The following is a 12,618-nucleotide window of genomic DNA, read 5'->3' as shown; positions in this document are numbered from 1 at the left end:
CCATCTGTGCGCAGGCGCGCGCCCGGCGCGGACGAACCGCGCGGGCGGTGGTCGTCGACCGAGGGAGCGGTGTCGAGGACCGGAAGGTCGAGCGAGCCGGCACGGGCCGATGAGTTCCGGTCGCCCGTCGGGTCGTTGCGGGTGACCTCGTCGGGCGGCCTGCGCCGACCGGCACCGACATCCGTGGAGGACACCATGACGACCACGACCAGCGGCCCCACCGTCTCCCTGCCCGGCCGACCACCCGTCGTCGACCTCGCCACCTGGCAGACCGCCCGGGACGAGCTCCTGGTCCGGGAGAAGGCGCACACCCGTGAGGGCGACGCCATCGCGGCGGCACGCCGGCGGCTCCCCATGGTGGAGATCGACGGCGCGGTGGAGGTCGTCGGCCCGGACGGGGCGGTCCCGTTCGTCGACCTGTTCCAGGGACGCGACGAGCTCGTGGTCTACCAGCACATGTGGCACGACGGCGCCCCGCACCAGGGACAGTGCGAGGGGTGCACGTGGACGGCGTGGGCCCTGCGGGACGCCGTCTACCTCAACGCGCGCGGCGTCTCGTTCGCGATCCTCACCGTCGGCCGCTGGGAGGAGGTCGAGCCGTACGTCGAGTTCATGGGCTACACGCAGCCGTGGTACTCGGTGCGCGGGCTGGACGAGCCGGTCGGCGGCGAGATGGGCTACGTGAGCTGCTTCCTGCGCGACGGCGACCGCGTGTTCCTCACGTACCGCACGACGGGTCGCGGCAACGAGCCGACCAGCCCGCACTTCGCTCTCCTCGACATGACGCCCTACGGGCGCAGGGAGTCGTGGGAGGACACCCCCGACGGCTGGCCCGAGGGCGAGGGCGCGTGCTGGTACTGGCGCGCGGACGCCGACGGCGTCGCGGGCTGGGGCCCGACCACGCGCCCCGTGCCCCAGTGGACCCGTCCCGGTGCGACGCCGGAGGCCACGCTCGGCCGGAGCGGGCACCACCACTGAGGCGCGCAAGGGCGTGCTCGGCGGCGCCGGATCCCTCGTCCTGAAGCATCACGTGAAGGTTGGTGCGCGGGTGTGGCGAGCGCCACGGGCGTGCGGTGCGACTCCGGTCGATGTCGCGCACCAGATAGATGCATCATGTATCTATGCCTCGAACGACCAGCGGTTCTGCTACCGAGCAGGCCTATCGGCACGTGAAGTCCCTCGTCCTCGACGGGAGCCTGCCCGGCGGGTCCATGACGAGCGAGGGCGAGATCGCCGAGCAGCTCGGCGTGAGCCGCACGCCCGTGCGCGAGGCGTTCCTGCGGCTGGAGACCGAGGGGCTGCTGCGCCTCTACCCGAAGCGGGGCGCGCTCGTCGTCCCGGTCGCGCCCGGGGAGGCGGACGACGTCCTCGACGCGCGCCTGCTCGTCGAGACGCACGCGGCGCAGAACGTCGTCCGGCTCCCCGACACCGAGCTCGCCACGCTCGTCGCGCTGCTGCGCGACCTCGTCACCGCGCAGGAGGCGGCGGTCGCCGACGGCGACGTCGCCGAGTACGCGACGCTCGACGCGCGCTTCCACCAGGAGATCGTCGCCGCGGGCGGCAACGCGCTCCTCACGACGTTCTCCGTGAGCCTGCGCGAGCGCCAGCAGCGCATGGTCGCGCACAGCGTCCGGTGGGACCCGCGCCGCGCCGCGACCTTCGTCGCCGGGCACCGCGCCCTCGTCGACGCGCTCGAGGTGCGCGACACCCGCACTTACAAGCGCCGCATCCAGCGCCACCTCGAGGACGCGAGGGCCGGTCTGTGAGCGCAGCGACCTCCGTGCCTGGGTTTGAGGGGACCGAGAACGAGACCGCCCCGTCCGGGCGCGGGGCGGGGACCGCCGTCGGGCCGCGGGCCTGGGTGGCGGTCGCCGCCGTCATGTTCGCCGTCGCCTGGGGCGGCAACGAGTTCACGCCGCTGCTCGTCATGTACCGGGAGGTGGGGCACTTCTCGGCCGTGACGGTCGACGCGCTGCTCGCCGCCTACGTGCTGGGCATCATCCCGGCGCTCCTGCTCGGCGGACCTCTGTCCGACCGGTACGGGCGCCGGCCCCTGCTGCTGCCCGCGGCGCCGATCGCGCTCGTCGGGTCGCTCGTGCTCGCTGCGGGGGAGTCGTCCGCGGCGCTGCTCGCCACCGGCCGCGTGCTCTGCGGCGTCGCGCTCGGGCTCGTCATGGCCGTCGGGACGACGTGGGTCAAGGAGCTCACCGACGCGGCGGCGGTCGCGTCCGGGGTGCCCGACGGCGGCTCCGGAGCCCGGCGCGCCGGCCTCGCCCTCACGCTGGGGTTCCTCGTCGGCGCCGGCGTCGCGGCGGTGCTCGCCCAGTGGGCGCCCTGGCCCACGCACACGGCCTACCTGCTGCACGCCGTGCTCGCCGTCGGCGCCGGGGTGTGGGTGCTCGGCGTGCCGGAGACGCGGGCAGCGCCCGACGGTGCGTCCCGCGGCCGGCTGCAGGACGACCTGCGCGTACCGGCCGTCGCGCACCGGCGGTTCCTGCGCGTCGTCGTGCCCGTGGCGCCCTGGGTGTTCGGGTGCGCGGGCAGCGCCTACGCCGTGCTGCCCGGGCTCGTGTCCGCGAGCGCCGGGAGCGCGCCCATCGCGTTCTCCGGCCTCATGACCGTGCTCGGCCTCGGCTGCGGCGTCGGGATCCAGGTGCTCGGGCGCCTCATCGACACCCGCCGCAGCGCGCGGGCGTCCGTCGTCGCGATGTCGATCGTCGTCGTCGGCATGGGCTTCGGCGCCTACGCCGCGGCCCGGCTCGACCTCCCGACGGCGCTCGTCGCCGCCGCCGTGCTCGGCGCCGGGTACGGGCTCGCGCTCGTCGCCGGGCTCAGCGAGGTCCAGCGCATCGCGACACCCGACGACCTCGCCGGCCTCACGGCGGTCTACTACTCGATCACCTACGTCGGGTTCTGCGTGCCCGTGGCGCTCGCGGCGCTGTCCGTGCGGTGGACGTACACGCAGATGTTCCTCGGCGGACTGGTCATCGCCGCCGTCTGCCTGGCGATCGTCGCCAGCGCGTGGCGCGCCCACCCGCCGACGGGGGAGCGGGACGGCACCCCGGGTGCTGCCGACGAGACCGACCGCACAGCCCCGACCGGGGCAAACGGTGCGCTGGCGGCGTCGCGGATGGGGTAGAGTATCCGAGGCTTCACGGGGTCCGGTCGGTGTGTAAGTGTCGCGCTGGACGGCCCAGTGATCCAGCCACGGGCTGTGGCGCAGCTTGGTAGCGCACCTGACTGGGGGTTAAGGGGTTTACCCCGCTCTGGTCGGCCTGAACAACTGAAAATCCATGCCACGGGCTGTGGCGCAGCTTGGTAGCGCACCTGACTGGGGGTCAGGGGGTCGCAGGTTCAAATCCTGTCAGCCCGACGTAAAAGCCCAGGTGAGAGTAGGTTTCTCGCCTGGGCTTCATCATGTCCGGGGGTCGTTCTCTGTGGTCCCCCTCTGGTCCCCCGGCGCTCTCGCCGGTGGTCGCCTGTGGACGAACTGATCGCCCAGAACCCGCGTCCTGTGGATAAGGGGACCAAAAGGGGACCAGAACGCTTCCGGGAGCACTCCCGCGGGCGTCGGAGCGCATCACAGGCCCCTGGTCGCGGGGCTGCTGCGCCGGGCGTTCTTGCGTTGTCCGGCGGTGGAGAGGAAGGCGTTGGCCTGCTCGGCGGCGGAGGCGAGGTGGCGGTCGTCGGGGTGGAGATAGCCGCGCGTGGTCTCCATCGAGGCGTGCCCGAGGATGTCTTGCAGTACGTGCAGCGGGATGCCCGCGTCGGCCATCCAGGTTGCCCCGGTGTGGCGTAGGCCGTGCCGGGTGAGGTCGGGCAGTCCGAGCTTCGCGACGATGCCGTCCCAGTTGGTGGCGTCGCGGACGGTCGCGGTGGTGAGATAGCCGCCCTTCGGGCCGACCAGCAACGAGTCCTCGGGCTCCTTCCCGTCGGTGAGGCGTTCGAGCACTGGCCGGAGTGGTTCGAGGATCGGCACGCGGCGTTCTTTGCGGCTCTTGGTCGGTTTTGTAACCAGGCCGCCTTTGCCGGGGAAAACCTGCCGGCGGATCACGACGAGGTTCTTGCCGTAGTCCACGTCCCCGACCTGCAACCCGGAGACCTCCGAGGACCGTGCGGCGAGTAGCGCGGCGAGCATCACGAAGTCGCTGTAGGACTGATGCACCTTGCCGCACGCCCTGGCGAGGCGGTTGAGGGTCTTCATGTCCGGGATTGCGTGCGCCCGTGGGGAGGTGTGTTCGGCGGACTGGCCGCGGAAGGCGTTGCGGTTCAGGCTCCGCTTGGCGCGGTTCTTCGCAGGATTGATCTGGATCAGCCCGTCCCGCACGGCCTCATCGAGCACCCGCACGAGCGGGGCGATGGTGTTCTTGATGGTCGACGCGCCGTGACGCTGCTCCCACTCATCAATGGTGCGGTCGATGATCCCGGCGGTGATCTGGGTGACCGGCAGGTGCCCGAGCGCGGGCAGCACGCGCAGTTTCAGCCCGTACCCGTAGGTCTCGCCGGTGGAGGTCGGGTCCAGGCCCCGCGCCCACCGGTCGCCGATGGAGGTGACGAACTCCAGCAGCGTCATGGACACGTCCATGCCCTTGGTCGATGAGTTGCGGAGCTGGTCGAAGAACGCGTGCGCGGCCGCTTCGTCTCGCACGATTTCCGAGCGGATGACACGCCGCTTGGTGGTCGGGTCGGTCCACCGGGCTCGGGCGCGGATGCCGTAGGAGCGGCGCTCCATGTCTGTGGAGACCTTCACGCCGATCGGCGGGACCGGCTTGGGCTCGGCGGTCGGCTGCGGTTCAGCTCTGCGGGGCACGGTCGTGTTCCAGCTCGCTCAGCCAGCGGTCCACGGCGTCGAGCCGGTACCGGGCGATCCCGCCAAGCCGCAGGAACGGCGGCCCCGTGCCGGCCGAGCGCCACCGCGACAGGGTGGACTCCGAGACCTTCAAGTACGCGGCGACCTCACGGCTGTCCAGCAGGGGCGAGACGAGTGCCTCGGTCTTGTCGCTCACGACACTTCTCCGGTGTCCGGGTCGAGGTCGCGGTAGAACGCTTCCTCTGCCTCGCGGCGGGCCTGGACGTCGGCCATGACGAACTCCACGAACTCGGCGTCGCGGTCGGTGATCGGGATGTCCTCGATCGGGTCGCCGGGTTCCTCGCCGGGCCAGACAGTCTGCCGGGTGGGACGGTCGTGGTCGAGCCGGGTGCCGCAGGCGGCGACCCATTCGCGGAGCCGCTGGCGGGCGTCGGCGAAGTCGCGGTGCCAGCCGAGCGGTGCGCTGCCGTTCTGGTCCGGGTCGTAGGCGCAGAGCCAGTGAAGGTGCAGCGCGCTCAGCTCCCACAGCAGCTCCGGGTGCATGTGCCAGGTGGGCGGGATCACGGAGGCGGGGAGCCCGTAGGTGTGGCGTAGCCAGTCCACCCAGCGGTTGAGCTCCAACCACTCGGCCTCGGCGTCCTCGGCACTCAGCAGGTTCCAGTTGATCGGGTGCGGCGGCTCGGCGATCAGCGGCTCGTCGTAGCCGTCGTCGTCCATCTGGTCCACATCCGAGTCGGGAACATCGTTCGTCGTGGCGTCGCCACCGGGTTCGTCGGACATGCTGGGCTCCTGTCTGCTCTCCGGCGCCGGTTCGTGCCGGGCCGTTGTGGCGGGCAGGTGCTCCGTGCCGCGACCGGCGTTCAGGTGCCGGAACGACGGAGCAGGGCTTCGATCTCGGCACGGTCGGCGGCGAGCTGGCCGGCGTCGGGACGCTTGGGCCAGGGGTGCAGGTCGGTGACGATCGGGGCCGCGGAGCGCAGCAGCACGATCCCGGTCCCGAACGGGAGCCGGCGGATGCGGTCGGGCGGGAAGATCGGCACCCGGCGCACGGACCGCTGGTTGGAGCGGGTGCCGTGGTCGCCCAGCGTCACGGAGTCGGTGTATTCGTCGCGTTCGCCGACCAAGGCGCTCAGGTCTTGCAGGTCCCGGCTGTTGGAAGCCCCGCCGAGGATGACCTTGACGATCGAGGCGTCCCAGATCGCGTTCGCCTGGTGCTCGTTCCACTTGTCCCGCGCCTGCGCGAGCGATTGGAGCACCGGCATGGTCGTGATCCCCGACCCGCCGCCTTCGGCCATCAGCGTCGGCAGCGACGGCAACGGCGAGAGGTTGGCTATCTCATCCAAGGCCAGCAGCATCGGCGGATCGAGCCGGGCACCGGCCGACCGTGCGGCCAGGCGGCGGGCGGTCTCGATGAGGTCTTCCACGAGCGCGGCGACCAGCGCGGCGCTGGCTCCCGCACCGGACCCGGTTGCCAGCAGGAACAACGTGCCGCGGTCGCGGATGAACGCTTCGGGATCGAAGCCCTCACCGGGGCCGGGCGATACGGCGTCGAGCACGCGCGGGTCCGCGAGGGAGCCGAGAGCCAAGGAGACGCCCTGCCAGATCGAGTCGCGGGTGCGGGGGTCGGAGTCGATCATCGCTTCCAGAGACTCGGCCCACCCGGTCGCAGCCTGCGTGGAGCCGGTCAGGATCGCCACCGCGTCAGCGGCCGCGGTCGGATCGAGAGTCCACCTGAACAGCTCGGCGGGCGGCCGATGGTCGATCGCTGCCGCGTGCAGCAGGGCTTGGAGCGCGGCCCGTGTCTTGCCCTCCCAGAAGCCTCCGCCGTCGACGCCGCCTGCGGACAGGCCGGTGCCGGCGGCGAGCCCGGTGGCGCGGATCATCGCCGTCTGCGGCGACTCGCAGCCCCGGATCGGTGACCAGCGCAGACCGGCGGGCAGACCCTCGGCCAAGTGTTGCGGGTCGAAGATCGCGACGGGGCCGATCCTGCGACGGGCGCGCATGGTCGCGGTGAGGTTGTCCGGCCTGGTCGAGGTGACGACGACGGCGCCGGGCGCGTCGAGGATCGCCGGGATCACCAGATGCAGGCCCTTCCCGGAGCGGGGCGGCCCGATCACCATGATCGAGTCCTCGACCGACGCCCACACGCCGGTGCCCTTGGAGGTGCCGAGCCGGTAGCCCACGTCCGCCGGCTTCGGGTCAGCCAGGCCGGGGCGCAGGTTTCCCGCGCGGCGCAGCAGCGCCTTCTCAGACGCAGCGGCGGCGACTTCGTGCCGTGTGGCGATCCCGGCCATGCGGCGCGGGTCGGTCTCGATCCGGTGGGTGTGGCGGCGCAACCGCAGCCACGCCCATAGCCCGCCGGTCACGAGGCCGGCGAGCAGCAGCCCGGCGACGATCCAGTAGACGACCGGGTTCAGGCCGTCCGCGTCGAGCGCCGCGCCGGGATCACCAGGGTGGAACAGCACACCGACCCCGGAAGCGGGATCGCCGGCCGGCTGGGGCGTGCCGGTCAGGAACGCGGCCACCGATCCCGCGGCGCGCAGGATCAGCGCGACGCCGAACAGGACGACCAGCCCGATCATCGCGGCGTTGGTCAGCTCGTCCCCGAACGAGCCGGTCTGCCGGCCCTGCTCGTTCACGGCACTCGCCGGATGATCGTGGTGCCGGAGACCCGGCCGAACAGGATGACCTCGATGACCTCGTCGGTCCGGTCGGCGCCGTTCCCGGCTGGGTCGATGAGGGCGCGCGCGGTGCCGGAGTGGGCGGCGTCGGTGTGCCCGGTGACGACTGCGACCGCCACGTCCTCGCCCGGAACGAACCCCTTGCCCTCGACGGTGTGAAACACCGGCCCGGCCTGCGCCGCCGGTTCCGGTTCGGGCTCGGGGCGGGAACGCCGGCGGCGGGCGGCGACGATGTCGGTGAACGTCGTGCCGTCCGCTTCGCGGACCTCGACCCTCGCCGGTGTCGTCCGGTCGTTCGTGGCGCGGTCGATGATCTGCCCGAACGAGGAGCGCCGCCACGGCGGCGCGAAAGGGTCAGGGTCCAACCGTTTCCCGTCGACGGTGACGGTCACGGTGCCGTCCTCGCGCACATCGAGCACGACGAGCGGAATGGACACCGGGACGGGCTCAGGCTCGGGCTTCCTCATAGCGTCGAGGTGAGCCAACGCCGCCATGAGAGCATGCGTGGCGCTCCTGGGCGTCCGCGCGCACGTACGAGCCGTGCAGGTCGAACCTCTGCCGCGTACGGAGGAATGTCGGACGTCTCTGGCAGGCTCTTCGTATGAGTGATGAAACTTGGGACGGCCGCCGGGCGGTCAGTGCGAGTTCGGGTGATAACACGGTTTCGCGTGCGCGGCAACCGGATGGTTGACGCGCACACTGGGGAGACATCATTCCGTGTCCGCGACGACGGCAGAGTGGTGGATGCCAATTCCGGCGAGACACGGTTTCGCGTGCGCGATGACGGCCGTGTGGTCGATGTCAACACGGGTGAGACGGTCTACAGACTCAGAGGTTGAGTCACTTAGCCCTGGTTTGGCCATCGTTGCTCAAGGTTGCCGCGATGGCCCCTTGGCCGCGTTTATGGTTCGTGCTTGGGCATCGATATCCGGGCCAGTGAAGAGTCGGTGGAACGCCTCGTCGAGCACTCTGGCTCCGTCCAGCACCTCCATAGTGGTTAAGTCCGAGTCCTCGTGGGTTCCGACGTTTCCGAGCCATTTGACGGCGAAGAAGAGATCGGCCACCGCTGGACGGTCTGGGTCAGCATCACGCCACTCTTTGATACGTTCGTGCGCGTTCCGAAATTGCCCAGATGGTCGAGTTGCAGAGATTCCTTCTGAAGTCAAGAACCGTTCCACCGTGGCACGCAGCGCAGGCGCGGCCAGACCAGGATCAGCGAAAAGCACGCGAGAAGCGCGCAGCACACCCTCTCTTACTTCGTCGGGTGCCTATCTCGGGATCGGCATTATCAGCATCGGCGGATGCAGGTGCGTCACAGTGTAGTACGAGGAATAGGCGATGCCTTGGTACTCGAAATCATCGCGGTTCGACCTGTGGGAGTAGTCCACGCGATAGTCGCCGTGCCGTGCACAGCCTGTCGACACTCGGGATTCTCGCACTGACCGCGGACGACAAACGTGCCGGAAATCCACTCCGGCTCGAACGCAGGGTGGTTGCGCGCGGAAGCTGAATCGTGTCCTTCATCCTCGGTGGGCGCTGAGAATCCGATGTATCCGGTCTGGCACTTGGGGCACGCAGGCCGCGGCCACGGCTGTCCGTCCTCAATCGGGCGAGCGAGCTCGGAAAGTGCGGGGTCCACAGCCATGCTTCCAGCGTAAGCGGGACGCTATGCGGACAGGCGTAGAACGGGAATCGATCGCGGGCGACGGCTCTAGCCTTTTATCTCTAGAGCCGCATCTTTCTGACCGAGGTTCATGCCTCGCAGGTGCGCTCCGCCCGCCGCTGCAACGGAATTACCGCTTGTCGAGAATTCTGACGAATCATCATGATTCCTGACACTTTTGCAGTATTCTTGATGCATAGTCATGATTCGTGAAGCTGCGGAGTGATGAAGCTCGCTGCGGTTCGGGGTGTCGGAACTGCCAGGGGCTGGCGGTCCGAGGAGGATGCTGCCGACTTCGAGCAGGAGATCATCGACCAGTACGCTCTCGCGATGGCTGCCGCCGGGCTCAGCGACGGCTACATCGCGCAGTCCAGAGCAGTCGTGTTCGAGTTCCGTCACCATCTCGACGTCCCGCTGTGGCAAGCAAGGCCCTCCGACGCGGACGCTTTTCTGGCCGGGCTACGTCGGGCTGGGTTGGCGGTCACGACGCGGGCGAGCAAGGCGGGCGCGATCGCGCAGTTCTACGACTTCGCCATCGCCCGCTACCAGGGCGACATCAATGCGCTGACCGATTGGGTGATCGAGCAGCCCGTCGACGAGTACAACCGGCAGTCGGGCTCGTCGCTGGGCAAGGTCCGTGTGCCGCCGTCCGATGCGGAGATCGGCCGGCTCTTCGGCGGGTGGGCCGCCTCGCTCCAAGATGAGCGACGTTATCTGCCCGCCGCGAGGAACTACTTCGCTGCGTCGCTCTGGCGCAGGGTCGGGGTGCGCATCACGGAGAGCACGAAACTCGACATCCGTGACTGGCGGCCCGATCTCGGGGCGCTGGGTAACCTGCATGTCCGGTTCGGGAAAGGCTCGCGGGGACGAGGGTCGAAGCAGCGTCTGGTGCCTGCGATCAACGGGGCGGACAAGCTCATCGACTGGTGGCTCGGCGATCTGCGACACCGCTTCGGCCCCGACTGGGACAACCCGGATGCCCCGATGATCCCGTCCGAGCGGTTCGACCACGAACTCGGTCGTTCGTGGCGGGCCAGCGACGACGTGCTCCGGCGGGGCCTGACCCGAGCGACTGAACGGTTCTTGCCCGCCTGGGCCGGAGGACGGATGACGCCGCATGTGCTCCGCCATTACTGCGCGTCATCATTGTATCTGGCGGGCATGGACTTGAAAGCGCTGCAAGAGCTGCTGGGGCACCAATGGCTCTCGACCACGACGCAGTACATCCACGTCCCGGGCGAGCACGTCGAGGACTCGTGGATGCAAGCCAACCAACGGCTGGAAGACCGATTTGAAGGGATGACCACGCGATGAAATGGAACCTGCGAGTCCAGGCCGCCGAGCGCGGCATCTGGAAGTCGGCGGAACTGCGGCGGATGCTCGCCGACGCCGGGCTAGAGATCAGCCAGGGCAAGATGTCCGGGCTGTGGACGGGCACCCCGACCACGATCCGACTGGACGATCTCGATGTCATCTGCCATGTCCTCGGTTGCGAGCCGACTGATCTTCTCGTGCCCGAGCCCGAGAAGGTCCGAGCACGCAAGCCCGGCGCCCGTCGGCGGGTAGAAGCGAGTGGGAGCACGAATATGGTCGCGCCCCGGTTCGGTCCGAAGAACGATCGGCCGGCGCCGCCGCTATGAGTCCGGCACGCGGCCCGAACGGACCCTTGAGTCCGCCGTTGCCCTGCACTGCGTGCGGGGTGAAGCCGGCCGCGTGGCTCACACCCCGAATCGACTTCTGCTACGACTGCATCCCCGGCGGCCCGTTCACACCGCCGGCCTGTAGCAAGTGCGGATCAACCGAGTATTACAGCCAAGGACTCTGCGCCCACTGTCACCCCGGCAGCCCCGGCTTCATCGGCTCCTGCCGCGATTGCCTCGCCTGGGGCGTCTACCGGCAACGCAACTGGCGGTGCTGGAAGTGCCGCTGGTGGTTCACGCACTACCCGCAGGGCGAGTGCGTCTCCTGTCACCGCGAGGTCACCATCGGTGAGCAGGGCTACTGCCGCCTCTGCCTGGAAACCGCCCGCTACCACCAGACGCCTGGTGAACCGCTCGACCTCGACGCGGCCCGCACGTACGGCCAGCAGCTCTTCCTCGCCTCGATGAACGACTCCCGTCAGCCCGCAGAACTCCACCTACCGATGGCGATGAGCATCCGCGAAGCGCTCAAGGTCATCAACACGCCGCCGCCGGTTCCCGCCAGCTACCAGCCGGTCCTGTTTCATATCGACCCCGACCCCGAACGCCTCCGTCAGCGCTCCAACGAGATCCGGCTGCGCGACATCACCAGCCGCACCGACCACTTCCTCTACGCCCGAGCCCGCGAGTACGCCTGGAGCAAGCGACAGACCAACCAGGTCAGGCGCACCCTGAAAGTCCTGCAGCTCGTGTTCCCCGGCGCGAATCTGCGCTTTCGCGCCTCTGACATCCTCGCGATGCGCAGCTACGACGACGGCAGCAACATCCGCTCCACCATCGAAGTCCTCGAAGACGCCGGGCTCCTCATCGACGATCGGGTGCCCTCGTTCACCAAGCTCTTCGAACGCAAGACCCATGCCCTTCCTGAGCCGATGCGATCCCAGCTCGAGGTCTGGCGCGACATCATGGTCGACGGCTCCAAGACCCCGCCGCGCCGTCAGCCCCGCGACACGATGACCGTCAAAGGCCAGATGTACGGCATCCTCCCCGCGATCACTCGCTGGGTCGACGACGGGCGCACCAGCCTCGCAGGGATCAGCACCGAAGACATCCTCGCCGCCCTCCCTGACGACCCCTCGCGCCGTCACACCATGATGCTCGGTTTCCGCAGTCTGTTCACGATCCTGCGCGGCCGCAAGCAGGTCTTCACCGACCCGACGAATGCGATCCCGCTGCGCGGCCCGCGGCGCAACACACCGCTGCCGATGGAGCCCACGGCGATCCGGGACGCCCTGGTCGACCCCGACCCCGCAGTGGCGTTGGCCGTCTCGCTCGTCGCCTTCCACGCCCTGACCACGCAGCAGGTCCAGCACATCCAACTCACCGACATCATCGACGGACGTCTGCGAATGCCCGACGTCCGCTTCATCCCGCTCGCGAAACCTGTCCGCGTCCGCCTGAGCGCGTGGCTCGACCACCGTGCCCAGCGCTGGCCGGAAACGAAGAACCCCTACCTGCTCGTCACCGTCCAGACCGCGCCCCGTCTCTCACCGCCCGGCCGGAACTTCCCCTGGAAGAAGGCCGGAGTGACAGCCCAGGCCCTGCGCACCGACCGGATTCTCTACGAGGTCGAGCAGACCGGCGGCGACTTCAGGCGCATCTGCGACCTCTTCGGCATCGGCATCGAGACCGCGCTGCGCTACTCCCACACCGCCACGGGACCGCAGAACATCACGGCCGACAGTGCGTAGCCGCCTCGGAAGATGAACCTTCGGCAAACACCACCCAGATGCGCCTCGCCGACTTGCCGCGTGCTTCGAGAAG

The 12,618-nt window shown here is 69.5% G+C and carries 12 protein-coding genes and 1 tRNA gene; 7 read left to right on the top strand and 6 right to left on the bottom strand.

From position 1 onward, the window contains the following. The first annotated feature begins 195 nt into the window (after window positions 1-195). From NHH00_RS01960 to NHH00_RS01945, 4 genes are all read left to right on the top strand, one after another. A complete protein-coding gene (locus NHH00_RS01960) occupies window positions 196-978 on the top strand; it encodes a DUF899 family protein (protein ID WP_253049616.1) in 783 nt (260 codons plus the stop codon). Window positions 979-1,106: 128 nt separating this feature from the next. Then, complete coding sequence (locus tag NHH00_RS01955; protein WP_308202243.1) at window positions 1,107-1,766, top strand: GntR family transcriptional regulator; 660 nt, start codon at window positions 1,107-1,109, stop codon at window positions 1,764-1,766. Between the two features lie 14 nt (window positions 1,767-1,780). Further along, entirely contained in the window at window positions 1,781-3,139 is a 1,359-nt protein-coding gene (locus NHH00_RS01950; protein ID WP_253049612.1) for an MFS transporter, read from the top strand. A 160-nt stretch (window positions 3,140-3,299) separates the two neighbouring features. Beyond that, window positions 3,300-3,373, top strand: a tRNA-Pro gene (locus tag NHH00_RS01945). Window positions 3,374-3,580: 207 nt separating this feature from the next. Here the strand turns inward: NHH00_RS01945 and NHH00_RS01940 are convergent. The 6 genes from NHH00_RS01940 to NHH00_RS01915 form a co-directional block, all read right to left on the bottom strand. After that, on the bottom strand, window positions 3,581-4,810 hold the full coding sequence (locus tag NHH00_RS01940; RefSeq protein ID WP_026529682.1) for a tyrosine-type recombinase/integrase: 1,230 nt from the start codon (window positions 4,808-4,810) through the stop codon (window positions 3,581-3,583). Then, window positions 4,794-5,006 carry a helix-turn-helix transcriptional regulator gene (locus tag NHH00_RS01935; protein WP_026529681.1) on the bottom strand — a complete coding sequence of 71 codons (213 nt, stop codon included), beginning with the start codon at window positions 5,004-5,006 and terminating at the stop codon, window positions 4,794-4,796. The genes NHH00_RS01940 and NHH00_RS01935 overlap by 17 nt, the downstream gene beginning before the upstream one ends. Beyond that, window positions 5,003-5,590, bottom strand: a complete 588-nt coding sequence (locus tag NHH00_RS01930; RefSeq protein ID WP_374613867.1) for a hypothetical protein — start codon at window positions 5,588-5,590, stop codon at window positions 5,003-5,005. Before NHH00_RS01930 ends, NHH00_RS01935 begins: the two co-directional genes overlap by 4 nt. An 80-nt stretch (window positions 5,591-5,670) precedes the next feature. Continuing rightward, window positions 5,671-7,392: a type IV secretory system conjugative DNA transfer family protein gene (locus tag NHH00_RS01925; RefSeq protein ID WP_112268220.1), complete on the bottom strand. Its 1,722-nt coding sequence runs from the start codon at window positions 7,390-7,392 to the stop codon at window positions 5,671-5,673. A gap of 53 nt (window positions 7,393-7,445) precedes the next feature. Beyond that, the gene (locus tag NHH00_RS01920; protein ID WP_253049610.1) at window positions 7,446-7,985 is read right to left on the bottom strand and encodes a hypothetical protein; all 540 of its coding nucleotides are present in this window, start codon (window positions 7,983-7,985) and stop codon (window positions 7,446-7,448) included. A gap of 375 nt (window positions 7,986-8,360) precedes the next feature. Continuing rightward, entirely contained in the window at window positions 8,361-8,717 is a 357-nt protein-coding gene (locus tag NHH00_RS01915; RefSeq protein WP_308202264.1) for a DUF4145 domain-containing protein, read from the bottom strand. Window positions 8,718-9,379: 662 nt separating this feature from the next. Here NHH00_RS01915 and NHH00_RS01910 point away from each other — a divergent pair. From NHH00_RS01910 to NHH00_RS01900, 3 genes are read left to right on the top strand one after another with little or no spacing between them, the layout of a single operon-like run. After that, window positions 9,380-10,468 (top strand): tyrosine-type recombinase/integrase, encoded by a 1,089-nt coding sequence (locus NHH00_RS01910; protein ID WP_253049608.1) that lies wholly within the window; start codon window positions 9,380-9,382, stop codon window positions 10,466-10,468. Continuing rightward, window positions 10,465-10,794: a helix-turn-helix domain-containing protein gene (locus NHH00_RS01905; RefSeq protein WP_013864591.1), complete on the top strand. Its 330-nt coding sequence runs from the start codon at window positions 10,465-10,467 to the stop codon at window positions 10,792-10,794. Before NHH00_RS01910 ends, NHH00_RS01905 begins: the two co-directional genes overlap by 4 nt. A gap of 59 nt (window positions 10,795-10,853) precedes the next feature. Then, entirely contained in the window at window positions 10,854-12,545 is a 1,692-nt protein-coding gene (locus tag NHH00_RS01900) for a hypothetical protein (protein WP_223172693.1), read from the top strand. The last annotated feature ends 73 nt before the right edge of the window (window positions 12,546-12,618 follow it).

Source organism: Cellulosimicrobium cellulans (assembly GCF_024124905.1).
GTDB classification, from domain to species: domain Bacteria; phylum Actinomycetota; class Actinomycetes; order Actinomycetales; family Cellulomonadaceae; genus Cellulosimicrobium; species Cellulosimicrobium cellulans_G.
This window is presented reverse-complemented; position numbering and strand designations above follow the sequence as displayed.

Coding starts and splice junctions, on each gene's coding strand:
- NHH00_RS01960 (WP_253049616.1), top strand. CDS start 196: ATGACGACCACGACCAGCGGCCCCACCGTCTCCCTGCCCGGCCGACCA.
- NHH00_RS01955 (WP_308202243.1), top strand. CDS start 1,107: ATGCATCATGTATCTATGCCTCGAACGACCAGCGGTTCTGCTACCGAG.
- NHH00_RS01930 (WP_374613867.1), bottom strand. CDS start 5,590: ATGTCCGACGAACCCGGTGGCGACGCCACGACGAACGATGTTCCCGAC.
- NHH00_RS01925 (WP_112268220.1), bottom strand. CDS start 7,392: ATGATCGGGCTGGTCGTCCTGTTCGGCGTCGCGCTGATCCTGCGCGCC.
- NHH00_RS01920 (WP_253049610.1), bottom strand. CDS start 7,985: ATGGCGGCGTTGGCTCACCTCGACGCTATGAGGAAGCCCGAGCCTGAG.
- NHH00_RS01910 (WP_253049608.1), top strand. CDS start 9,380: ATGAAGCTCGCTGCGGTTCGGGGTGTCGGAACTGCCAGGGGCTGGCGG.
- NHH00_RS01905 (WP_013864591.1), top strand. CDS start 10,465: ATGAAATGGAACCTGCGAGTCCAGGCCGCCGAGCGCGGCATCTGGAAG.